This window comes from Nocardioides speluncae, assembly GCF_003121585.1.
Classification (GTDB): domain Bacteria; phylum Actinomycetota; class Actinomycetes; order Propionibacteriales; family Nocardioidaceae; genus Nocardioides; species Nocardioides speluncae.
This window is the reverse complement of the sequence record NZ_QEOO01000017.1, coordinates 20,664-41,924: the sequence shown is the minus strand read 5'-3', so window position 1 is coordinate 41,924 and position 21,261 is coordinate 20,664. Positions and strand designations below refer to the sequence as shown.

The 21,261-nt window shown below is 70.7% G+C and carries 27 protein-coding genes and 1 other RNA gene; 10 read left to right on the top strand and 18 right to left on the bottom strand.

Annotated elements, in window-relative coordinates; translation table 11 throughout:
* Nucleotides 1–27: 27 nt before the first annotated feature.
* The 5 genes from DDV73_RS10615 to DDV73_RS10595 form a co-directional block, all read right to left on the bottom strand.
* On the bottom strand, nt 28–255 hold the full coding sequence (locus DDV73_RS10615) for a hypothetical protein (RefSeq protein ID WP_109507221.1): 228 nt from the start codon (nt 253–255) through the stop codon (nt 28–30).
* Between the two features lie 179 nt (nt 256–434).
* Entirely contained in the window at nt 435–692 is a 258-nt protein-coding gene (locus DDV73_RS10610) for a hypothetical protein (protein WP_109507220.1), read from the bottom strand.
* 168 nt (nt 693–860) lie between these two features.
* Nucleotides 861–3,263: a phage/plasmid primase, P4 family gene (locus DDV73_RS10605; RefSeq protein WP_109507219.1), complete on the bottom strand. Its 2,403-nt coding sequence runs from the start codon at nt 3,261–3,263 to the stop codon at nt 861–863.
* The gene (locus DDV73_RS10600) at nt 3,260–3,559 is read right to left on the bottom strand and encodes a hypothetical protein (RefSeq protein WP_109507218.1); all 300 of its coding nucleotides are present in this window, start codon (nt 3,557–3,559) and stop codon (nt 3,260–3,262) included. Before DDV73_RS10600 ends, DDV73_RS10605 begins: the two co-directional genes overlap by 4 nt.
* Nucleotides 3,556–3,750, bottom strand: coding sequence for a helix-turn-helix domain-containing protein (locus tag DDV73_RS10595; RefSeq protein ID WP_240617225.1), 195 nt, complete (start codon nt 3,748–3,750; stop codon nt 3,556–3,558). The genes DDV73_RS10600 and DDV73_RS10595 overlap by 4 nt, the downstream gene beginning before the upstream one ends.
* Before the next feature lie 72 nt (nt 3,751–3,822).
* Here DDV73_RS10595 and DDV73_RS10590 point away from each other — a divergent pair, with 72 nt between their 5' ends.
* From DDV73_RS10590 to DDV73_RS10580, 3 genes are all read left to right on the top strand, one after another.
* The gene (locus DDV73_RS10590; protein WP_154402710.1) at nt 3,823–4,335 is read left to right on the top strand and encodes a helix-turn-helix transcriptional regulator; all 513 of its coding nucleotides are present in this window, start codon (nt 3,823–3,825) and stop codon (nt 4,333–4,335) included.
* A gap of 64 nt (nt 4,336–4,399) precedes the next feature.
* Nucleotides 4,400–4,600 carry a hypothetical protein gene (locus DDV73_RS10585; protein WP_109507216.1) on the top strand — a complete coding sequence of 67 codons (201 nt, stop codon included), beginning with the start codon at nt 4,400–4,402 and terminating at the stop codon, nt 4,598–4,600.
* The gene (locus DDV73_RS10580) at nt 4,597–5,694 is read left to right on the top strand and encodes a tyrosine-type recombinase/integrase (protein WP_109507215.1); all 1,098 of its coding nucleotides are present in this window, start codon (nt 4,597–4,599) and stop codon (nt 5,692–5,694) included. Before DDV73_RS10585 ends, DDV73_RS10580 begins: the two co-directional genes overlap by 4 nt.
* A 30-nt stretch (nt 5,695–5,724) precedes the next feature.
* On the opposite strand, the gene rnpB is transcribed toward DDV73_RS10580, so the two are convergent.
* From rnpB to map, 6 genes are all read right to left on the bottom strand, one after another.
* Nucleotides 5,725–6,131, bottom strand: an RNA gene (gene rnpB / locus DDV73_RS10575) — RNase P RNA component class A.
* Between the two features lie 39 nt (nt 6,132–6,170).
* Complete coding sequence (locus DDV73_RS10570) at nt 6,171–7,010, bottom strand: transglutaminase family protein (RefSeq protein WP_109507214.1); 840 nt, start codon at nt 7,008–7,010, stop codon at nt 6,171–6,173.
* Nucleotides 7,011–7,012: 2 nt separating this feature from the next.
* Nucleotides 7,013–7,951 carry an alpha-E domain-containing protein gene (locus DDV73_RS10565; protein WP_109507213.1) on the bottom strand — a complete coding sequence of 313 codons (939 nt, stop codon included), beginning with the start codon at nt 7,949–7,951 and terminating at the stop codon, nt 7,013–7,015.
* Nucleotides 7,945–9,501 (bottom strand): circularly permuted type 2 ATP-grasp protein, encoded by a 1,557-nt coding sequence (locus DDV73_RS10560; RefSeq protein ID WP_109507212.1) that lies wholly within the window; start codon nt 9,499–9,501, stop codon nt 7,945–7,947. The genes DDV73_RS10565 and DDV73_RS10560 overlap by 7 nt, the downstream gene beginning before the upstream one ends.
* A gap of 50 nt (nt 9,502–9,551) precedes the next feature.
* On the bottom strand, nt 9,552–10,871 hold the full coding sequence (locus DDV73_RS10555) for an FAD-binding oxidoreductase (RefSeq protein WP_109507211.1): 1,320 nt from the start codon (nt 10,869–10,871) through the stop codon (nt 9,552–9,554).
* Nucleotides 10,872–10,911: 40 nt separating this feature from the next.
* Nucleotides 10,912–11,760: a type I methionyl aminopeptidase gene (gene map, locus DDV73_RS10550; protein ID WP_109507210.1), complete on the bottom strand. Its 849-nt coding sequence runs from the start codon at nt 11,758–11,760 to the stop codon at nt 10,912–10,914.
* A gap of 24 nt (nt 11,761–11,784) precedes the next feature.
* On the opposite strand from map, the gene DDV73_RS10545 reads away from it, so the two are divergent.
* From DDV73_RS10545 to DDV73_RS10530, 4 genes are read left to right on the top strand one after another with little or no spacing between them, the layout of a single operon-like run.
* A complete protein-coding gene (locus tag DDV73_RS10545) occupies nt 11,785–11,988 on the top strand; it encodes a hypothetical protein (RefSeq protein WP_109507209.1) in 204 nt (67 codons plus the stop codon).
* 7 nt (nt 11,989–11,995) lie between these two features.
* Nucleotides 11,996–12,256 carry a hypothetical protein gene (locus tag DDV73_RS10540; protein ID WP_109507208.1) on the top strand — a complete coding sequence of 87 codons (261 nt, stop codon included), beginning with the start codon at nt 11,996–11,998 and terminating at the stop codon, nt 12,254–12,256.
* A gap of 54 nt (nt 12,257–12,310) precedes the next feature.
* Nucleotides 12,311–13,279 carry a GlxA family transcriptional regulator gene (locus DDV73_RS10535; protein ID WP_109507207.1) on the top strand — a complete coding sequence of 323 codons (969 nt, stop codon included), beginning with the start codon at nt 12,311–12,313 and terminating at the stop codon, nt 13,277–13,279.
* Between the two features lie 2 nt (nt 13,280–13,281).
* On the top strand, nt 13,282–13,932 hold the full coding sequence (locus DDV73_RS10530; RefSeq protein WP_109507206.1) for a DJ-1/PfpI family protein: 651 nt from the start codon (nt 13,282–13,284) through the stop codon (nt 13,930–13,932).
* Here DDV73_RS10530 and DDV73_RS10525 read toward each other — a convergent pair.
* Entirely contained in the window at nt 13,929–14,450 is a 522-nt protein-coding gene (locus tag DDV73_RS10525) for an AMIN-like domain-containing (lipo)protein (RefSeq protein ID WP_109507205.1), read from the bottom strand. The two genes, DDV73_RS10530 and DDV73_RS10525, sit on opposite strands and share 4 nt — an antisense overlap.
* Before the next feature lie 198 nt (nt 14,451–14,648).
* On the opposite strand from DDV73_RS10525, the gene DDV73_RS10520 reads away from it, so the two are divergent.
* Nucleotides 14,649–15,299 (top strand): NAD(P)-dependent oxidoreductase, encoded by a 651-nt coding sequence (locus tag DDV73_RS10520; RefSeq protein WP_109507204.1) that lies wholly within the window; start codon nt 14,649–14,651, stop codon nt 15,297–15,299.
* Here the strand turns inward: DDV73_RS10520 and DDV73_RS10515 are convergent.
* The gene (locus DDV73_RS10515; protein WP_109507203.1) at nt 15,283–16,449 is read right to left on the bottom strand and encodes a PQQ-dependent sugar dehydrogenase; all 1,167 of its coding nucleotides are present in this window, start codon (nt 16,447–16,449) and stop codon (nt 15,283–15,285) included. The two genes, DDV73_RS10520 and DDV73_RS10515, sit on opposite strands and share 17 nt — an antisense overlap.
* A 128-nt stretch (nt 16,450–16,577) precedes the next feature.
* On the bottom strand, nt 16,578–17,453 hold the full coding sequence (gene panB / locus DDV73_RS10510) for a 3-methyl-2-oxobutanoate hydroxymethyltransferase (RefSeq protein ID WP_109507202.1): 876 nt from the start codon (nt 17,451–17,453) through the stop codon (nt 16,578–16,580).
* Between the two features lie 172 nt (nt 17,454–17,625).
* Here panB and DDV73_RS10505 point away from each other — a divergent pair, with 172 nt between their 5' ends.
* Nucleotides 17,626–18,861: a S1C family serine protease gene (locus tag DDV73_RS10505; protein ID WP_109507201.1), complete on the top strand. Its 1,236-nt coding sequence runs from the start codon at nt 17,626–17,628 to the stop codon at nt 18,859–18,861.
* Between the two features lie 3 nt (nt 18,862–18,864).
* On the opposite strand, the gene DDV73_RS10500 is transcribed toward DDV73_RS10505, so the two are convergent.
* From DDV73_RS10500 to DDV73_RS10490, 3 genes are read right to left on the bottom strand one after another with little or no spacing between them, the layout of a single operon-like run.
* On the bottom strand, nt 18,865–19,476 hold the full coding sequence (locus tag DDV73_RS10500) for a methyltransferase family protein (protein ID WP_206050811.1): 612 nt from the start codon (nt 19,474–19,476) through the stop codon (nt 18,865–18,867).
* Between the two features lie 17 nt (nt 19,477–19,493).
* Nucleotides 19,494–19,937, bottom strand: coding sequence for an SRPBCC domain-containing protein (locus DDV73_RS10495; RefSeq protein ID WP_109507200.1), 444 nt, complete (start codon nt 19,935–19,937; stop codon nt 19,494–19,496).
* On the bottom strand, nt 19,934–20,239 hold the full coding sequence (locus DDV73_RS10490) for an ArsR/SmtB family transcription factor (protein WP_161962352.1): 306 nt from the start codon (nt 20,237–20,239) through the stop codon (nt 19,934–19,936). Before DDV73_RS10490 ends, DDV73_RS10495 begins: the two co-directional genes overlap by 4 nt.
* Nucleotides 20,240–20,299: 60 nt before the next feature.
* On the opposite strand from DDV73_RS10490, the gene DDV73_RS10485 reads away from it, so the two are divergent.
* Nucleotides 20,300–20,665: a DUF4345 family protein gene (locus DDV73_RS10485; protein WP_109507198.1), complete on the top strand. Its 366-nt coding sequence runs from the start codon at nt 20,300–20,302 to the stop codon at nt 20,663–20,665.
* Here the strand turns inward: DDV73_RS10485 and DDV73_RS10480 are convergent.
* The gene (locus DDV73_RS10480) at nt 20,638–21,174 is read right to left on the bottom strand and encodes a GNAT family N-acetyltransferase (protein WP_109507256.1); all 537 of its coding nucleotides are present in this window, start codon (nt 21,172–21,174) and stop codon (nt 20,638–20,640) included. The two genes, DDV73_RS10485 and DDV73_RS10480, sit on opposite strands and share 28 nt — an antisense overlap.
* Between the last annotated feature and the right edge of the window lie 87 nt (nt 21,175–21,261).

Sequence of the window (21,261 nt, the reverse complement as noted above, 5' to 3'; positions counted from 1 at the left end):
CGACCGACACCACAACGGTACTCGACATCAAGGCGATTCCTGCGATGCGACGTCGCGGAACACGTGCATCAGGATCCCCTCGGCCGACACGTGGGTCGCGCCCTCGGGCGCCACTCGGGTCAGCCACGGACAGGTGTCGTCGTGCACGACGGTCACGATCCGCACGGGCCCGAAGAGACCGGCGCCGGCTTCGGTGTGCACCTCGGCCGGGCAGTCCTCGCACGCCAGCGCGGCGAGGTCGGGTGGGGTCGTCATGGTCGGTTCCTTTCGTTGTTCCGGCTAAAGGCCGGCTATCCGGGCTAACAGGCGTGGTGTCCCGGGACGAGCGAACGTTCAGCTGGCAGGGAGAGAGCCGGCTTGACCGGTGGGTCAGACCGGTGTGATCGCCTCGATCGCCGACGTACCCCGGGTGCATTGCGCGATCGCCAGGCGGCCTACAGCACCCAGCGCCGCGGGGGCCGGCGTTCCTGCCGGTCGCGTCTCCGGGTTCCGCGGTTGCACGGCCTGCACTCGGGCCCTCGGTAGGTGCTGCGGTCGTGATCATCGTGGCCGAGGTCCCACGGCTTGGCCGGGTCGATCCATCTGCCGCACCGCCAGCAGTAGCCGAGGCCGGGGTCGACCACGTCGCGCTTGATCTGCGCGCGCATCTTCTGGTGCTCGTTGCCGTAGCCACGCTCGGTGGTACTGGCCATCGGTGACTCCTCTCGGCGCACCCGGGGGTCGGGTCGCGATCGCGGGGGATCGACTTGCGCTGACCCATGGGTCAGGACTTCCCCCACCCGGCCACTGTGACGTCACAGTGACGCGACGGCCGGATGCCGAGGGCTCGCCAGCTCGGGGTCTGGCGGGGTGCGGCCGGGTCATTGCGCGTGCCCGTCGAGGCATCCCACGGAGCAGGCCGGATGGCCAAGCCGGCGGCACGGCACGCCGCGGCAGTACGCCGGTGCGGGGCTCCCCGCTGCAAGCGTGGTCCGCGATGGTCCGCGGTCCACCCCATTGCCACCTATACCTAGGGTCTGCCCCTGTGATTCATCTGTGTTGTAACCCGCAATGCTTGGTACCGCGGACCATCGCGGACCAAGCATGATGCCGCGGAGGATCCGCGGTCTGGAACCGTCGACATGGCGTGGCCGCACGGTCCGAATGGCTGGCACGACGGCGTGGAGATCGCGGACCGCGGTCTGGAGCGTGCCGTGGTGGTCGCGGCCGTTGCGCAGACACCATCCACGCCACGCCGCGAAGAACTGCTCCGGTGTCACCTCGAGCCCGGCGCCGACGGTGCACTCGTCGCGAACGAACGCCGACATCGGCGAGGCACTGTCGCCCATCGCGATGACCGAGTCCGTCGACGACGCGGGCTCAGTGAGCCGGCCGCGATCGGTGAGCCGAGCGAGCCCGTCGAGCGCCCAGTTGAGGATGCCCGGCAGCTCGGCAACAAGCTTGGCTTCCAGGTCGGTGTCCTCGCGGCCCAGCCATGACACGGTCTGGGTGAGCACTACGAACCTGGTGGCGATCGCACCGGACGCGTCGGAGAACCTGGGCAGCTCGTTGGACAGCACCATCACCCGGGTCGGCAGCCGCCCGGTCCAGCCCTGCCGGTGCTTCCGGTCGACGGTGAGCGCGTCTTCCCCGGAGATCGACAGCAGCCGCTCGACGACGACGTGTGGGTCGTGCCGGCTGCCGAGCCGTGCGTCCGAGATCACCGCGAGCGGCTTGCCGAGCCACGACTCCAGGCCGAAGTTGGTCGACAGGCTCGCCATGGTCGGGCCGATGTGGTTGCCGCGCCCGACCAGCCCCTGGAGCACTCGGGCGATGGTGCCCTTACCGGACCGCTTCGGGCCGACGATCATTAAGATCTTCTGCAGGTGCGTCCGTCCCGACAACACGTAGCCGAACCACTCCTGCAGCGCGGCGATCGCGTCGGGATCATCGGGCCACAGCTGCGCCAGGAAGGCCAGCCAAGCGGCTGGCGCGGGCGCGGCGGCGTCATAGGCGAACGGCACCGACACCACGTTGAAGTACGTCGGATCGTGGGGGTACAGCTGGCGGGTGCCGACGTCGAGGAGGCCGTTGGCGCAGGCGACCAGGACGCCGTGCTCGGTGCCGTCCAGCCAGGTGGGGGCGTCGTGCTCGGCCGGTAGCAGGGTGACTGCTCCGAGCGCGTCGAGCACGTCGCCGAGCTTGCGGCGGTTCATCGCCCACGGTGTGGGCTTGCCGTCCTTGAGGTACACGGCATGCTCGGTCAGCCGGTACAGCTGCGCGGAGATCGCGGCGTGCTCGAGCTCTGCCCAGTGTGCCGTGCGCCACAGCATCCAGCTGTCACGCCAACGCAAGAGCATCAGCCGGTCACCGTGCCGGTAGTCCTCGGCGACGACGCGGGCGACGGCGAGCGGTGCGGTCGGCGGGGGCAGCATGGGTGCACCACTCGCCGGCGTTCCCTCCTGGGCCCCGTTCTGTGGCGCTACGACGCTCGTCTGCGTCTCGGAGGCGGTCACCTTTCGGTCCGCTCCCGACCAGTGCCGGTCGAAGTCGCCCTCGGTCCATGGGCGGGCGGGGTCGACCTCGGAGCGCTCGACCACTGACCACCAGATCGCGGCAGCGGTCTCGCGGTCGTGGCCGCGGGCCCGCAGGCTCATGGCCAGGCGGGCCAGCTGGTCGTCCTGCTGCCCGGGCTCAACGCCGTCGCGGACCATTCCGGCAGCGTCGACAGGCTCGCGCGCCGGCGGATCGAGCGCCCCCGACATGAATGCCGCGGCCGTCGACGGGATCACGTTCCCGCCGTTGAGCGCGGCCGCCAGCCAGCCGGGGAGGGGCTGCGCCGGCCGGGCGTCGGTGACCGTGTAGACGGCGCCCGACTCGTGCACCGACCCCGGTCCGACGACGTAGCCGCCGACCGCTCGGACGTCGACTCCGGGCCATCGGCGCACGCTGTTGGCGATCGGCACCCCGCTGGCGGCGTAGTACAGGTGTCGCCCCTTGGCCGTGGTCACGGTGAAGGTCTGCGGCAGCTCGTCGAAGCCGTGCGCCCTGGCGAGCTGGGACGTAGCGCCGGTTTCGTCCTCGTCGACGACGACCAGGCCCGAAGGTCCACAGGCGATGCCGTAGTTGAGCGGGCCTCCGTTCAGCCAGCCGGCTATGGCCTGTGGGTCGGCCGTGGCGACTTCCTTCCACTTGACGGCGGCGGCCTTGCTGCGCTCCGGGAGTGGGAACACGTGCCAGCCGAAGGTCGCGGCGAGCACCTCGGCGTGTTTCAGCGGCGTCATGGGAGCACCTCTGCGGCCTTGCACGACGAGCGCGGCGCGAACACCAACGCCGCCCTCTTGCCGTCTCCGGGGCGCAGCATCGGCAGGGCGCCGAGCCACAGCAGCCGGCCCGGCGGCACGTACACCCGGCACCGGTCACAGGTGCGGTCCTCGGGCGTGCCCTCGGCGAGCTCGCGCCAGTCCTCGCCGGACAGCGTCATCACGACGACGTCGGCAACCGCCGCGGCGTCGTCGAGCTCGTGGACACGACGGGCGATCGCCTCACGCATCCACGCGCTCGGTTCCCACGGGGTCACCCCGAAACACTCCGCGCGGCATCGATGAACGCCTGCACGTCGGCGCTGTCGTAGAGGACGCGCCGGCCGACCTTGAAGCTCTTCGGCCCCTTCCCGATGTGGCGCCAGTAGCGGCAGGTCTCCGGCGTCGTACGCAACAGTTCGGCCACCTCTTCGGTGGTCAGGTATGGGGACATGTGCTCCTCCAGCATGATTCGTGATGCTCTGATGGAATCACGTGGAAAGCGTTGCCTAGTGCAATCTGGGCATGTATGTTTATGCCCATGACGCATAAGTTCCCTCCGGGCACCCGATTCCACCTCGGGCTGCCATACCCAAAAGGCCACGAGTTCGAGGACGGCATCGTCTGGGCGCCGTTGGTGGCCGAGCGCTTTTTCGCTGGAAACCTGCGGCTCGAGCGGGAGGCGCGCGGGATGACACAAGCCGCCCTGGCGCGCTTGATGGCGTCGCGCGACGTTCCGCTAAGCCAGAGCGCAGTGGCCAAGCTGGAGCGCGAGGACGACGCAACGCGCCGACCGCTGCGCTTGTTCGAGGCCGCCGCCCTGGCGCAGACCTTCGACCGCACGGTCGACGACATGTGCCTCAGCGTGGCGCCCCTCAATGACGAGCACCGGGATCTGCTGGAAGCTGAGCGCCAGCAGCAGACTGCGCTGCGCGACCAGGTCGCGGCCGCGCAGCAGCTGGCCCAGGCCGAGGCCGCCGTCGCAGAGGCCAACGCTCGCGTCGACACTGCTCGAGAAAGGTTCGCCGGCGATGGCCAGCATCAAGGGTCCTGACGTTACGGGTGCAGCCGTAACGCGCTGCTGCTCGGGGTGCGACTGCGGTGAGCAGCGTGCCTACATGACGCTGCCCGAGGTCGCCAAGGAGCTGCGCTGCTCGCCCAGGCTGGTGAGTGAGCGGGCCCGGAAGTTCGGCATCGGCGCCCGCCTCGGCGGCACCGCCGGCTGGCGGTTCACCGAGGCCGACGTCGCGAAGCTGCTCGCCGCGATGCGCCCGGTCCCCGCCGTCCCGGTACGGCGCCGGCGGAGGCGGTCCGCATGAGCAGCATCAAGAAGAGGCCTAACGGCCGGTGGCGGGCCCGGTACCGGGACGGCCGCGGCAAGGAGCCGATGAAGACGTTCGACCGGAAGGTCGACGCGCAGCGGTGGCTCGACGAGCAGACCGCGGCGCTGGTCACCGGGCAGTACGTCGACCCGCGCGCCGGCAAGGAGACGTTCAAGACGTACGCCGAGCAGTGGCGCACCCGGCAGATCCACCGCGAGCGGACCGAGGAGACCTTCGAGTCGATCCTGCGGCTGCACCTGTACCCGACGCTCGGCGACGTGCCGCTCGACCGGATCCGCAAGGCCGACGTGCAGAAGCTCGTCAAGGCCTGGACCGTCAAGGCCAAGCCGTCGACCGTCGAGGGCCGGTTCACCGTGCTCTCGATCGTGCTCAAGGCCGCCGTGGGGGACCGGCGCATCATCGAGTCGCCAACGGCCGGCGTGAAGCTGCCGCCGCTGCCGGCGAAGTCGGCGCTGGTGCCGATCACCACCGAGACGGTGGTGGCGGTGCGCGACGCGATGCCCGGGCACTTCCGCGCGCTGGTCACGGTGGGTGCCGGTACTGGGATGCGGCGTAGCGAGCTGCTCGGGCTCACGGTCGACCGGGTCGACTTCCTCCGCAAGACGGTCAGGGTCGACCGCCAGCTCGCCAAGGGATCCGGCGACGTGCCGACCTGGTGCGAGCCGAAGACGGTCGCGTCGGATCGGCTGATCCCCGTTGCCGACGTCGTGATCGAGGCGCTGTCCGCCCACCTGGCGGCGTACCCGGCCCACAAGACGGGGCTGATCTTCCAGAGCGCGATCGGGACGCCGCTCCGACCGAGCACGCTGTGGACGGCGTGGCACCGGGCCGCTAAGGCTGTCGGCACCGATGCGACGCCGCACGACCTGCGGCACTACTACGCCAGCGTGCAGATCCGGGGTGGCCAGTCGATCAAGGTCCTCCAGGCGCTGCTCGGCCACAAGTCCGCGACCGAGACGCTCGACACCTACGGCCACCTGATGGGCGACGAGGACGACCGCTCGCGGGCGGTCGTGCAGTCCGCGCTCGGAATTCCTGCGGGCGCTGCGCGGGCGGAGGGTGCCCAATGAACGCTCCGCCGCAGGTCAGAGGCCCAATGGCGGATGGGCTGGCTCATAGGCCGGGTTCTGTTCGCCGCCGGCCTTTCGACCGGACGGTTGGCGACCATCCATCTAGGACCGCCGTTGCCGGCGGTCTCGTGCGATCTACCCGCGTACTCGGGCGAGCAGCCCTCGAACGTACGCGCATCGCTCCTCCGGGGAGGTGCGACTTCTTGATCTTGCTCCAGGTGGGGTTTACCTAGCTACGCCGGTCGCCCGGCGTACTGGTGGTCTCTTGCACCACCGTTTCACCCTTACCGCCCGGCCTGAGCCGGGAGGCGGTCTGTTCTCTGTGGCACTTTCCCGCGGGTTGCCCCGGGTGGGTGTTGCCCACCACCTTGCTCTGTGGAGCCCGGACCTTCCTCGGCGTACTCCTGCGAGTACGACGCGGTCGCCCGGCCAGCCCATCCGCCCAATCAGGATAGTGGAGTCGGGAGAGAGTCGAGTCAGGCGAGCCGGGTGACCTCGACGTTCACGAACATCGACGAGGTGGCGCCGCCGCTGTAGATGCCGCTGAGCGGCGGTACGTCGCCGTAGTCGCGGCCGGCGGCGATCACGACGTGCCGGTCGCCGATCGGCTGGTCGTTGGTGGGGTCGTAGGCACACCAGCCGTCGTCCCACCACTCGACCCACGCGTGCGACTCGCCGACCACCGACTCGCCGACCGGCGCGTCCTTGCCGGGGTGCAGGTAGCCGGACACGTAGCGGGCGGGGATGCCCAGGCTACGGAGGGTGCCGACCACGACGTGCGCGATGTCCTGACAGACGCCGGCCCGCTGCTCCCAGGCCTCGGCCGCCGCGGTGAGTACGTCGGTGGCGCCGCTTCGGTACTCCAGCTTCTCGTGAACCAGCGCGCAGATCGCGCGCGCCGTCTCGCCTGGCAGCGACGTCTCGGCGCGCAGCGACCCGGCGAGCTCGACCAGCTCCTCGGCGGGCCGGACCAGGTCGGGCAGCGTGAGGTACTCGGTGTGCAGGTCCTGGACCGCAGGGTCAGTGACTTGGGACCAGGCCAGCCTCGGCGCGGCCGGCTCGGGCCGGTTCGTGAACACCGTCGCCGACGCCACCACCCGCAGCGACTGGTGCGGGTCCAGCACCTCGAAGGCGGTGACGTGGGTGCCGAAGTAGTCGCGGTAGGTGTAGACCCACGGCGACGGCGTCACGTCGAGCCGGGTATGCGCGACGATCTGGCCGACCGAGGTCACCGGGGTCAGGCGCACCTCGTTGTACGACGCGGCCACCGGGCCGTCGTACTCGAAGCCGGTCGTGTGCGTGATCCGCAGCTGCATGCTCACCCCACCACCTTTCCGCCGTGCCACTCGGTCGCCTCGGAGCCCGCGAAGTACCGCTGGGTGATCGCCTCGGTCGCCGCCGCGCACGTGTGCTGGAGCCGCTCCATCTCCCGCGGCAGGTTCACCACCACGTCGCTGAGCGAGCGGTAGACCAGGTCGGTGCGGGTGCGGCCGAGCAGCCGCTGCGCGTCGTCTCGTACGCCGGCCCGCTGGCCGGTCGACTCCAGCGTGGCGAGCGCGTCCTCGGCGCGGTCGAGGGCGTGCACCACCGACCGCGGGAACAGCCGGTCCAGCAGCAGAAACTCCGCCGCCTGCCGGTCGGTCTGGCCTCGGTAGGCGCGCAGGAACGCCTCGTAGCCGCCGCACGCGCGCAGGGTGGTCGTCCAGGCCGGCGCCGGCCCGGTGGAGGCGATGGCCGCGGTCGCGACCAGCCGGGCGGTCATGTCGGCGCGCTCGATGGAGCGGCCCAGCACCAGGAACTGCCAGCCCTCGTCGCGGGTCATGGTGGCGTCGGCGGTGCCGTTGATCAGCGCCGCGCGGTCGCGCACCCAGCGGAACGTCGCCGGCGGCCGCAGCGCCCGGAACCGGCCCGACGGGATCGCCCGCCAGGTCGCGTTGATCGACTCCCAGAGCGGCTCCGACAGCGTCTCGCGCGCCCGGCGGGCACTCTCGCGCGCAGCGGCGAGCGCCGCCGCGATCGACACCGGCGACTGCGCGTCGTACGCCAGCAGCTCGAGGGTCGTCGGCACGCTGACCGGCCCGTCGTCGGGCGCGTCCACGCCCATGATCGACAGCAGCGTGCGACAGGTGGCGCTCTCGTCGACGCCCGGGTCCTCCAGCATCAGCTGGGTCTGGACGTCGAGGATCCGCGCGGTGTCCTCGGCGCGCTCGACGTACCGGCCGATCCAGAACAGCGACTCCGCGATCCGGCTCAGCATGGGAGGTCCCGAGCCTGTTGCTGTTGCTGCTGCTGGCCGGTCAGGTCGTCCATCGCCGGCCCGGAGACCTGCGGCGAGGTGGACGGCAGCAGCGGCGGCAGGTCGGTGCGGTGCGGAGCACCCGGCCCGGCGAGCACCCAGGTGTCCTTCGAGCCGCCGCCGCGCGAGGAGTTCACGATCAGCTCGCCCTCCGGCAGCGCGACCCGGGTCAGACCACCGGGCAGCACCCACACCCGCTGGCCGTCGTTGACCGCGAACGGCCGCAGGTCGACGTGCCGCGGCGCCATCTTGTCGCCGACGTACGTCGGTACCGTCGACAGCTGCACCACCGGCTGCGCGATCCACGACCGCGGGTCCTCCAGGACCTTGGCCCGCAGCGCGTCCAGCTCCGCGGCAGAGGCCCGCGGCCCGATCACGATGCCCTTGCCGCCCGAGCCGTCGACCGGCTTCAGCACCAGCTCGTGGAGGCGGTCCATCACCTCCTCGCGCGCGTCCGGGTCATCCATCCGCCAGGTGTCGACGTTGCGCAGGATCGGCTCCTCCGACATGTAGTAGCGGATCAGGTCCGGCAGGTAGGTGTAGACCAGCTTGTCGTCGGCGACGCCGTTGCCGACCGCGTTGGCGATGGTGACGTTGCCGGCGCGGGCCGCGTTGATCAGGCCTGGGCAGCCCAGCAGCGAGTCGCCGCGGAAGTGCACCGGATCGAGGAACTCGTCGTCCACCCGGCGGTAGATCACGTGCACCGGCTCCGGCCCGTGCGTGGTCCGCATCGTCACCCGGCCGCGCCGGCACTCCAGGTCGCGGCCCTCGACCAGCTCCACGCCCATGGTCCGGGCGAGCAGCGCGTGCTCGAAGTAGGCGCCGTTGAACACGCCGGGGGTGAGTACGACGACGGTCGGCTCGGTCACGCCCGCGGGGGCCGCCGCCCGGAGCGCCTGCAGCAGCCGGCGCGGGTAGCCGGCGACCGGCCGGATCCGGTGCCGGGCGAAGCTTTCGGGCAGCGCGGCCGAGATCGCGCGCCGGTTGGTCATCACGTACGAGACCCCGCTCGGCACCCGGACGTTGTCCTCCAGCACCCGGAACTCGCCCGCGTCGTCGCGCACCAGGTCGATGCCGGAGACGTGGATCCGGACCCCGTTCGGCGGCTCCAGGCCGGCGATCTCGCGGTGGTAGTGGGTCGAGGTGGTGACCACCGACCGCGGGATCACCCGGTCGTCGAAGACCCGGCCCTCGTCGTACACGTCGTCGAGGAACAGCTCCAGCGCCCGCACCCGCTGCTGGACGCCGTGCTCGATCGTCGCCCAGGTGTCGTGCTCGATCACCCGCGGCAGGATGTCCAGCGGGAACGCCCGCTCCTCGCCGCCGATGTCGAAGGTGACGCCCTGGTCGAGGTACGACGACTGCACCGCCTCGATCCGGCCGTGGAGCTCAGCCTCGGACAGGTCGTCGAGCGAGCTGCGGAGGTCGGTGTACGGCGCGCGCAGATCGCCGTCGTCGAACATCTCGTCGTACGCCGCGCCCCCGGCGTACCCCGCGAACATCCGGTTCATGTCGCGACGATACGGCCCAGGACGTTTCGGCTGTATTGCCTCGCTGGAAATCAGTCCAAGATGCTGAAATTGCCTTGGATGATGCCGCGGGGATCGCGGTCGGCCTTGAGCCTGCGAAGTCGCTGCATCGAGGCGTCAGGCAGGGCGTCGGACAGCCGCTCCGTCGGGTTGAGGAACGTGGCTGGCTTGCGGCCGCTGGCGGGCAGTGCGTCGGCAAGCGCCGCCTGCTTGGCCCCGATCGAGGCTGCCAGCTCTGGTGTCGCGGGAATCCCGAACATGTAGACGGCGTACGGCTCGCTGAGCGGTCCGTGCGGGCTGTCGCTCGGGCTCGCGAAGGCGCCACCGAGATGGCGGACCTGCACCCCCATGAGCGGCGCGATCGGCTCGTCGAGGAGCGCCGCCAGTGCGGTTTCGTCGAGGTGGGTGAGCAGCTCTGCACGTGACTGTCCGGGGGCCGGGTCGGTGGGCTCTGCGGTGATCGCGCCGAGGTCGGCGACGCTGATCGGCGCGCGCGTGTCGGACAGCGGCGAGGGCAGCAGGCTGGTCTCCTTCATGAGCCGGCGGCCGGTCTCCTCGTCGCCCAGGTACGTCGAGTCGATCGCCACCATCGGGTCGGCGCCGGGGAAGTTCAGCAGCTCGAGCCACAGGGTGAGTGAGTCGGGCGCGGACTCGGTGATGGACCGGTAGACCTCGGCAACCTGGCGCGCGTGGGTCGCCGGCCAGAGCTGGCGGCCACCGAAGACAGTGGGCGCCGGGCGCAGCTGCAGCTCCAGCGCGGTGACGATGGCCAGATCGCCGCCACCGCCTCGCAGTGCCCAGAACAGGTCGGGGTCGGTGCTCTGCGTGACGTGGTGGGCGGTGCCGTCGGCGGCGACGATGTCGAAGGCAACGACGCTGTCGGCCATCCAGCCGAACGCTCGCCCGAACCAGCTCAGCCCGCCGCCGAGCGCCGCGCCGGCGACGGTCACGACGGGGGAGCTGCCCGGCAGCGCGGTGAGGCCGTGTACGGCGGCGGCGCGCTGCAGCTCGCCGGAACGGACCCCGGCGCCGATCCGCGCGGTCATCGCCGCCGGGTCGACGTCGATGGTGTCCAGGCGAGCGGTGCGCAGCAGGATCGCGTCCGCCGTTCGTCCGGTCGCGCCGTGGCCGCTGGGCTGGGTGGCGATCGGCACGCCCCTCGCCGAGGCGAAGCTCACCAGCTGCGCGATGTCGTCGGCGTCGGCGGCCTCCACCACGGCGCTGGCATGCTGCTCGACCGCGAGGTTCCACGGTCGCCGTACGTCGTCGAAGTCGGTGTCGGCGGGCAGCCACACCCGCCCACGGACGCTGGCGCTGAGCTCGTTGAAGGTGCTCTGAGGAAGAGTTGTCATGCCTCTATGTCGGATCGGCGGAGCAGAATGTGACGAGAACTCACGGATTGGTGAGCACCTCGGCGCCGGACGGCGTCACCAGCAGCGTGTGCTCGAACTGGGCACTGCGGCGCCGGTCCTTGGTGACCGCGGTCCAGCCGTCGTCCCACAGGTCGTACTCGTGGGTGCCGAGGTTGAGCATCGGCTCGATCGTGAAGGTCATCCCGACCTCGATCAGGTCGTCGTACTCGGGGGAGTCGTAGTGGGGTATCACCAGCCCGCTGTGGAAGTGGGTGCCGATGCCGTGGCCGGTGAAGTCGCGGACCACGCCGTACCCGAACCGGCGTGCGTAGGACTCGATCACCCGGCCGATCACGTTGATCCGACGGCCCGGCTTGACCGCCTTGATGCCGCGATCGAGTGCCTCGCGGGTGCGCTCGACCAGCTGTCGTGACTCCTCGTCGACGTCGCCGGCAAGGAAGGTGGCGTTGGTGTCGCCGTGGACGCCGTCGAGGTACGCAGTGATGTCGATGTTGACGATGTCGCCGTCCTCGACCACCCGGCTGTCCGGGATGCCGTGGCAGACCACCTCGTTGACGCTCGCGCACAGGCTCTTCGGGAAGCCGCGGTAGCCGAGCGTCGACGGGTAGGCGCCGTGGTCGCAGAGGAACTCGTGGCCGATCCGGTCCAGCTCGTCAGTGGTCACGCCCGGCGCGATGTGGCTGCCGACCAGCTCGCGGGCCTGCGCCGCCAGCTGGCCTGCCTTGCGCATCCGGTCGATGGTCTCGGCGTCCTTGATCTCGCTGCCCTCGAACCTCGCCGGCTGTTCTTTGTCGACGTACTCCGGGCGCGGGATGCCGGGCGGTACGGGACGTCGGGGCGAGATCGTGCCTGGGGCTATGGGCGTCACATCTCGCGAGTGTAGTTTCGACACATGAGCGGATCGGACAAGGAGTACTGGTTCTGCCTCACTCACCACACTGTGGAGGGTGAGGACGGGTGCCGTAACCAGGACCGTCTCGGGCCCTACGCCACCGAGGCTGAGGCGGCTCGGGCGCTCGAGAAGGCCGAGGAGCGCAACGCGGCCTGGGAGAACGACCCCAACTGGAACGACGACGTCTACGACGACGGCACGTGACCCGGAGGTGACCCGCACTCCCGCGCCGGCCGCGTCGCCGTGGCCGTTCGTCGGCATGGCCGGCATGGCCGGCGCCTTCTTCCTGTACGCCGCCTCCGGCCTGCTCGCGCCGTGGTGGGTGGTCGGCCTCCTGCTCGTCCTGTGGCTGGTGCTGTTCGTGGTCGCCTGCCGCTGGTTCACCCCGCACCCCAAGCGGGTCGTGATCGTTCCGGTCGTGGCCGTGGTGCTGTGGTTCGGCATCGTGGTGGCTGTCGCAGCCACTGGCTGAAATCGTCATGAAGTTGTCCTTGCGGCCAGACTGGCGGCAGCGGACGCTGGAGGCGTGACCAAGCAGATCGTGATCCTGGCCTACGACGGCTGCCAGCCCCTCGACCTCGTCGGGCCGGCCGAGGTCTTCCACGGCGCCGAGGTGATGCGGCCCGGCAGCTACGACGTGGTGATCGCCTCTGTCGCCGGGGGAGTGGTGGCCGGGCCGGGGCCGGTGCGGCTGGGCACGACCGCCGTCGCCGCCCTCTCCGGGCCGGCCGACACCGTCATCGTGCCCGGCGCCTACGACCCGACGGTCCGCCCCGCGCACCAGCCGCTGGTCACGGCGATCTCCGAGCTGGCCCGGTCGGCCCGCCGGGTCACCTCGGTGTGCAGCGGCGCGCTGCTGCTGGCCGCGGCCGGGCTGCTCGACGGGCGCCGGGCCACCACCCACTGGGCGGTCAGCGAGCTGCTGGCGCAGGGGCACCCCGAGGTCGAGGTCGAGCCGGACTCGATCTTCGTCCGCGACGGGCATGTGTGGACCTCCGCTGGCGTGACCGCCGGTCTCGACCTGGCGCTCGCGCTGGTCGAGGAGGATCTCGGGGGAGAGGTGGCGCGCGAGATCGCGCGGTGGCTGGTGATGTTCCGCCGCCGGCCGGGCGGGCAGTCGCAGTTCTCCCCGCACCTGGAGGTGCGGACCGCGGAGACCACCTCGCTGCGCGCCGTACAGGAGTGGCTGGCCGACCACCTGGACCACGACCTGTCCAACCCCGCGCTCGCGGACCGGGCCGGCATGTCGGAGCGGAACTTCGCCCGGAGGTTCCGACAGGAGACCGGCGTGACGCCCGCGGCCTTCGTCGTCCGGCTCCGCGTGGAGGCGGCCAAGGAGCTGCTGACCCGCGACCACATCGGACTGGTCGAGATCGCGCGGCGCTGCGGTTTCGGCACCGTCGAGACCTTCCACCGCGCCTTCCACCGGGCCACCGGAACCACCCCCGGCCGCTACCGCGACCACTTCACCGCCCCCATCCCGACAGGAGTATGACCATGCAGGTTGCCATCGCCCTCTTCGAGGGCTTCACCATGCTCGACGCGGTCGGGCCCTACTCGGTGCTGTCCAACGTGCCGGGACTCGAGATCGTGACCGTGGCCGAGCAGTCGGGCCCGGTCCGCGACGATCGAGAGCAGCACATGGTCGCCGAGGCCACGTTCGCCGACGTACGCCGGCCGGACGTGATCGTGGTGCCCGGCGGGCTGATCACGCGCCGGATGGCCCGCGACGGGCACCCGGTCATCGACTGGGTCCGCGACGTGCACCCGACCACGACCTGGACCACGTCGGTGTGCACAGGCTCGATCCTGCTCGCCGCGGCCGGCGTGCTCGACGACACCGACGCCACCAGTCACTGGTTGGTGAAGGACCAGCTGCGTGCGCTCGGTGCCAAGCCGGTTGACGAGCGGGTGGTCCGGCGCGGGCGCGTGGTGACCGCCGCCGGTGTCTCGTCGGGAATCGACATGGCGCTCACCCTGGTCGCGCTCGACCAAGGTGACCTGGTTGCCCAGGCGGTCCAGCTGGGGATCGAGTACGACCCCCAGCCGCCGTTCGACGCCGGCTCCCCGGCCAGCGCACCTGAGCCGATCGTGCAGCTGGTCGGCGACATGATGCGCGCCAGGGAGGAAGAGATCCTCAATGCCTAGGCGTGCTTGAAGTCGATCACGATCCGCTGTGGGTTCGGCAGCGTGAAGACCCGGTACGGCGCCCGGTGGGTGAGCGCAAAGGCGAAGCTGACCTGGCCCTCGAAGTCGCCGTTGAGCGCCAGCGCCTTGAGGGTGCGGAAGCGTGGGCGGGCGATCCGGGGACCGTCGTACACGCTGTGGCCGGCATCGTTGTGGGCGTACGCCGGGAACAGGATGACCTGCAGGCCGGAGCGGCCCAGGATCGGGACCGGCTGGCCGGAGCCGTCGTACGAGAAGTGGCGCCGGTAGAACGCGCGCCCGTTGGGGATCCGGCCGCGGACCTCGATCACCACCCGGTCGTAGCGCGGGTGCGTGGCGTAGCGGAGGTCGACGATCTTCGGGGCGCGCGCGTCCTCGCCCTGCCAGCTGCTGGCGCAGGTCTTCCAGGCGGGCAGGGTCGCGGCCGGCTGGGCGGCCACGCCGGTCAGGGTGAGTGCGGCGACGAGTGCGATCAGGCCGCCGAGAGTTCTGCGAAACATGGTGGGCTCCTTGTGCTGCGGTGGTGGACGCCCGAGCGATGTGGTGCTGAGTGGACGCCTGACGGAGGCGATCGGTTGTCACCGGAGATGGTTTGGACGATCGCGCATGCACGCGAGCGTTCAGGCCATGGAGAGTCTCGTCCAGCTGGCCCATCGTTGATGTCATCCGCAGAACGACAACAACGAAGGAGCAGGACCATGGACGTACTGGTGGTTGGAGCTAGCAGGGGCACCGGACAGGCCGTTGTGAAGGAGCTGGCGGCGCAGGGCCACCGGGTGACCGCGTTCGCCCGGTCGGCATCGCGCACCGACTTCGGCGGCGCCGAGATCAACACCGTCGACGGCGACGTGTACGACGCCGCGGCGCTCGAGAAGGCCGTGATCGGCCAGGACGCCGTCGTGGTCACGCTCGGCATCTCCGAGAACCCGATCAACGTGCTGCTCCGCCGGGCCAAGACGCCGACCGACGTCCGCTCGGCCGGCACCCGCAACACCATCGAGGCGATGACCCGGCACGGCGTCCGCCGCCTGATTGTGCAGACCACCTACGGGTTGGGGCAGACCCGCAAGAACCTGTCGCTGAGCTGGAAGCTGACGTTCTCGGTGCTGCTCCGTCCGCAGATCAAGGACCACGACGTCCAGGAGCGGCTGGTCCGCACCAGCGGGCTGGACTGGACTCTCATCCAGCCAGTCGGCCTGACCGACGAGGACGTCGCCCGCCCGGTGAAGGTCTCGCTGACCGACGAGACGGTGAGCATGGAGATCGGGCGCGGCCAGGTCGCCGCGGTCGAGGCCGAGGCGATCACCCGTCCCGACTGGGTGGGCGAGGCGGTCAGCCTCTCGGCCTGACTCTCAACACAACGTCCTCGGTGCCGTTGGCGGTGGTGATCAGCAGGTCGCCGTTCGCGACCCGGGTCACCGAACGAAGCCGGCCGTCCTGTTGCAGGGCGGCCGGCGCTCGTGTCCACAGCAGCTTCCCGGACCGGTCGAACTTCATGAAGATGACCTTGCTGTCCTTCAGGCAGGCGACCGCGAGGGTGCCGTCGTACACACCCCAGCGCTTGCCCTTCACCCAAGTGGCGCCCGAGGTCGCGACGGTCGGGTCGCCGGAGCGCCACCTCGCCGCGGCCTGCGCGCCGGGCAGGCTGTGGTCGGTCATCGGGACCTCTTCGTTGTAGCCCGGGACTGGGTGCCAGCCGTAGTCGCTGCCGGCGAAGATCCGGTTGACCTCGTCGTCGCGGAAGCTGCCGTGCTCGACCGACCAGAGGCTGCCGTCGGCGCGCTGGGCCAGACCCTGGATGTTGCGGTGCCCGTAGGTCACGACGTACCGCCGCTTGGTGTTGGCCGAGCCGATGAACGGGTTGCCCGGCCACGGCTTGCCGGTGAAGCGGTTCAGCCGGAGCACCTTGCCGTTGAGCGAGTCGAGGTTGCGCGGGTTGGTCCCGACCGCGGCGTCGCCGGTGCCGACCAGGAGCGCGCCGCCGCGCTGGATGAGCAGCCGGCAGCCGCCGTGCCGTCCGGACGTGGCCTGGATGCCGCTGAGCAGCGTGCGGACCCGGACCGCTCGCAGGTTGGCGAGGTCGAGGCGGAACGCGGTGATCCGTACGTCGTGCCGCAGGCCGCCGGCGAACCCGCCGTGACACGCGTAGAACCGCTTGTTCTTCGCGAAGTTCGGATCGACCGCCAGCGACATCAGCCCGGTCTCGCCGCTCACCCACACGCTGCCGCGCGGGTAGCTCAGGCTGCGCAGCCGCCCGCCCGACCAGACCAGCAGCCGGCGGCTGTCCCGCTCCGAGATCAGCAGCCGACCGTCGCCGAGCGGCTTGACGTCCCACGGGTGCTCGAGGTTGCGGACCTGGCGGGTGACGGTGAGCGCCGGCGCCTTGGTTGCTGTGTCGGCGGCAGGCTCACTCGGCGGTGCGGCGGCACGGCTGGCAATGGCCGGGCCGGCGGTGGCGAGCAGGGACAGGGCGGCGGCAACTACGGCAACGCGGCGCATGGCCGCCACGCTACCGCCGCGGCACGGGCAGTTTCGCTAGGTACCTAGCGAAACTGCCCCTCCCCGTTGGAAACTTCCCGTGGGCTGGGACAGTTTCACTAGGTACCGTGTGAAACTGCCCGCCCCGGTCAGAACGTGTGCTCGGGGCCGGGGAAGGTGCCGCCCTTGACGTCGGCGGCGTAGGCCTGGGCGGCTTCGAGGAGTACGGCGTGTACGTCGGCGTACTGCTTGACGAACCTGGCCATCTTGCCGGTGCGCAGGCCGAAGGCGTCCTGCCAGACCAGCACCTGGCCGTCGCACTCGACGCCGGCGCCGATGCCGATGGTCGGGATCGTCAGCTCCTTGGTGATCTGCGCGGCCACGTCGCCGGGCACCATCTCCATCACCACCGCGAACGCGCCGGCCGCCTCGACCGCCTTGGCGTCGTCGATGATGTGCTGGCTGGTGTCGCCGCGACCCTGGACCCGGTAGCCGCCGAGGGCGTGCTCGCTCTGCGGGGTGAAGCCGATGTGGGCCATCACCGGGATCCCGCCCTTGGTCAGCAGCTCGATCTGGGGCGCCATCTCGGCGCCGCCCTCGAGCTTGACGCAGTGCGCGTTCGCTTCCTTCATGAACCGGACGGCGGTGTGGTACGCCTGCTCGGGTGAGGCCTGGTAGGAGCCGAACGGCAGGTCGCCGACCACGAGCGCGCGGCGTACCGACCGGGTCACAGCGCGGGTCAGCGGGATCAACTCGTCGACGGTGACCGGGAGCGAGGTCTCGTTGCCGAAGACGTTGTTGGAGGCGCTGTCGCCGACCAGCAGCACCTCGATGCCGGCCTCGTCGAAAGTGGCGGCGGTGTACATGTCGTACGCCGTCAGCATCGAGAACTTCTCGCCGCGCTCCTTCAGTTCGCGCAGGTGATGGGTGCGGATCCGCCTGATCGGTTTCGGCTCGCCTTCTCCGGACGGCTTGGCCGCGCCGGTACCGTACGGCGCCGTCACCTCAGCGTTCTGCTCGCTCATGCGTCTCTCCTGATGTTCGCTCTCGTGGCTCCCCGATGGAGTCCCCGGACCTCTTCTCAGGCTAGACCCGCGGGCGCCGGTGAGCGCCTGTGTCGCTGGTCACGTGACAACTCACAACCAGCGCACAGGTCAGGTCAAAGAGGTTCTCAGGATCGCCACGTCCACTGGTTGCATGAACGATGACGACCAGTCCCAGACCCAGCCGATCCCGCCGACTCCGGCAGCACAGGTCGCGACGACCTACGTGGCGGCTCCACCCTCGCTGACCCGGCCGCCGAGCCGGCGTCCGGTCGTCATCGGCACTCTCGCCGGGCTCGTGACCGGCACCGTGCTGGCCGCGGCGGTCGCCGTACCGACGACGTGGGCGCTGACCAAGGACGACCAGGCCAGCAACGGGACCGACGACCGGACCTCCGCCTCCGAGGACGTCGACACCCCGAACGACGGAATCGACCGGTTCCCGCAGCCGGAGTGGGGGCCGGGCGGTGCGCAACAGCCGAGCGGCACGAAGGCGAGCGAGGAGCAGTCGGAGGGCGTCGTGCTGATCGACACCACGCTCCAGAACGGCGCCGGCGCCGGCACCGGGATGATCCTCGACGAGGACGGGACGATCCTTACCAACTACCACGTCGTCGAGGACTCGACCTCGGTCAAGGTCACCGTCGCCTCGACCGGCGACACCTACGACGCCGAGGTTCTCGGGTACGACGAATCTGCTGATGTCGCACTCCTCGACATCGACGCCGATGAGCTGACCCCCGTCACGATCGACGACGACGAGGTGGACGTCGGCGACGACGTGACGGCGGTCGGGAACGGCGGCGGGCAGGGCTTCCTGTCCGCCGCCGACGGAGAGGTGCTCGCCGAGGACCAGCCGATCACCGCGTCCGACGCGTTCGGTGGCGACGCCGAGAACCTGACCGGGCTGATCCAGACCGACGCCGCGGCGGTGTCGGGCTACTCCGGCGGGCCCACGTTCGACGACGAAGGTGAGGTCATCGGCATCACGACCGCGGCGAACTCGGGCGGCGGGTTCGCCCAGCCGACCGCGACGAGCTCCGAGAGCTACGCCGTACCCATCGACGACGCGCTCGCGATCGCCGAGAAGATCGAGTCCGGTGACGAGGATGGCTCGGTCACGGTTGGGCCGGCGGCGTACCTCGGCGTGGGCGTGGACGACGGCCTGGGCATCCTGCAGGTCGAGGACGGCAGCCCGGCGGCGAAGGCCGGCCTGGAGGTCGGTGACACGCTGCTCGCGATCGGTGACGAGGAGACCGACTCCGTGGACGCGCTGCAGTCGGCGGTCGCGGAGCACGAGGTGGGCGACGAGGTCTCCATCACCTGGCGGGACGCGTCCGGACAGCGCCAGGAGGCCGAGGTCACGCTGGCCGAGAGCCCGGTCAACTAGGGCTCAACGCTGGCGGCCGACCTTCGGCAGCAGCCGGCCGACCCGGCGGCAGTACGCCGCGAACTCGTCGCCGTGGACCTGTCGCAGGTACGGCTCCTCGACCAGCCGGACCTGGACCTCGACCGCCGCGACCACCGTGGCCAGCGCAGCGACGGCCACGACGGTCGGCAGCAGCAGGACCAGCCCGCCGACGGTGAGCACCATGCCGGTGTAGATCGGGTTGCGGATCCAGCCGAACAGGCCGTCGGTGACCAGCGCCGTACGCTCCGAAGGGTCGACACCGATCCGCCAGGACGCTCCCATCGCGAGCTGGGCGGCGAAGGTCAGCACGATGCCGGCAACCATCGTGACCGCACCGGCCGCCCGCAGTGGTGTCGAGTCGTGCCACTCAGCCAGGTCGACGATGTCGAGCAGCACCAGCGCCGGCGCCGTGAACGCGAGCCCGAAGCCGGCCAGGCCGAGCAGGACGGCCGCCCACTCACTCGCGCTGGTGTGTTTGCGGACCGTGACCACGCCGGTCGAGCCGGTACGCCGCAGCTGGAGGATCGGCCGGACCACGAGGGCCAGCACGACGTAGGTCGCCAGCAGGGCGAGGGCGAGTCCGGCGGTGGTCACGTCCCGCAGGGTAAGGCTCAGCTGTCCAGGTACGCGACCAGCTCGTCGGTCTCGGAGTCCCAGCCCTGGACGTTGTCGGTCCGGTGGGCCGGGTCCTGGAAGCCGGACTCGCGGACCACGAGCGTGGTGCCGCCGTCGGCGCGCTCGGTCAGCTGCCACTCGACCGTGGTGATCGGCTTGTCGGAGTCCTCGCGGTGGTCCCAGGTCCAGACCAGGCGGCACGGCGGCTCGACCTCGACGACGTGGATCTCGGCCTCGAAGTGGTTGTCGTCGAAGTCCCAGACCCAGTGGCCGACGCCACCGGGGCGCGCGTCGAGGGTGGCCGAGGTGTTCGGGAACCACTTGACCAGCTCGGCCGGGTTGGAGATCGCGCTCCAAACGCGCTCGATCGGATGGCTGAGGTCCAGTGTCTTCTCGATGGTGGCCAGGTTGGTCACTGCGTCGGTAGCGGGGGCGTTCATGGGTTCTCCTCAAGGTAGGTCTGCAGTCGGTCGAGCCGGTCGTCCCAGGCCGCCGCGTACGGTGCCAGGAAGTCGGCCAGCTCCTTCAGCGGTTCAGGGTCGAGCTCGTGGATCCGCTCCCGGCCGCGGCGGTGCGCCCGGACCAGGCCGCACTTCACCAGCACGTTGAGGTGCTTGGTCACGGCCTGGCGGGTCATCGGCCGGCCTTCGGCCAGGGTGTTGAGCGAGGCCGGACCGTACTCCCGCAGCACGGCGAGCAGGTCGCGCCGTACCGGGTCGGCGACAGCTTCGAAGACGGACACAGGCTCGACAATAAGCAACCTCAAGGTTGCATGTCAACACCGACCTGTCAGGATCGCTGCATGAACAAGCTGATCGCGATCGGAGCGGCGTCGTACGCCGCACTCGGCGTCGCCGGCCTGGCGCAGCCGGGACGCATCCCGCAGACCTTCGGCGGCACCGCCGACACCGCCGACTCCCGGACCGAGATCCGCGCCGTGTACGGCGGCATGCCACTCGCCTTCGCCGCGGCCCTGGTCGCCAGCCCGGCCGCGGCGGTGCCGATCGGCATCGCGACCGCGGGGATGGCGCTCGGCCGCGCGGCATCGGTAGCGCTCGAGGGCGAGGGCACCACGCTGGTCAGCAAGGCGTTCATCGGCATCGAGATTGCGGGCGCGGCGGCCCTGCTGATCGGCGCACGTCAGGCGCGCGTGAAGGGCTCGGCGTAGCGGAAGGTGCCGGTCAGCGCGGGGTCGTAGGCCGCGAGCGGGCGGGCCTGGAAGTAGTCGCCCCACTCCGGATCCGGCGAGGCGATGCCGAGCTCGGTCGCCGGCCGGAAGCCGAAACGCGAGTAGTACGCCGGCTCGCCGAGCAGCACCATCAGCGGCTCGCCGAGCTCGTCGGCGGCCGCGATCACGCCGCGCACCAGCGCTGAGCCGACGCCTCCGCCCTGACGGTCCGGAGCCACGCTGACCGGGCCGAGCCCCAGGGCCGGCTCGCCGTCGACGGTGCCTCGGGTCGCGACCGCATGGCCGACGATCTGACCGCCGGCCTCGGCCACCAGCGACAGCTCCGGGATCCAGCCCGCGCTCTCGCGCAGCCAGCCGACCAGGCTGGCCTCGCCGGGTACGCCGTCGGGGTCGACCGGGGGCATCGAGTGCGCCATGCCCGCGAAGGCGGCCGCAGTCACGGCGCGGATCGCGGCGACGTCGTCGGGACTCTCTTGTCGGATCTGCACGACCACGACACTGGCCCACCCGGCGACCAGCGGCAACCGAGTATCCGTCCCGCGTGACAACCTTTCGGCAGGCCTCGCCGCTTAGTG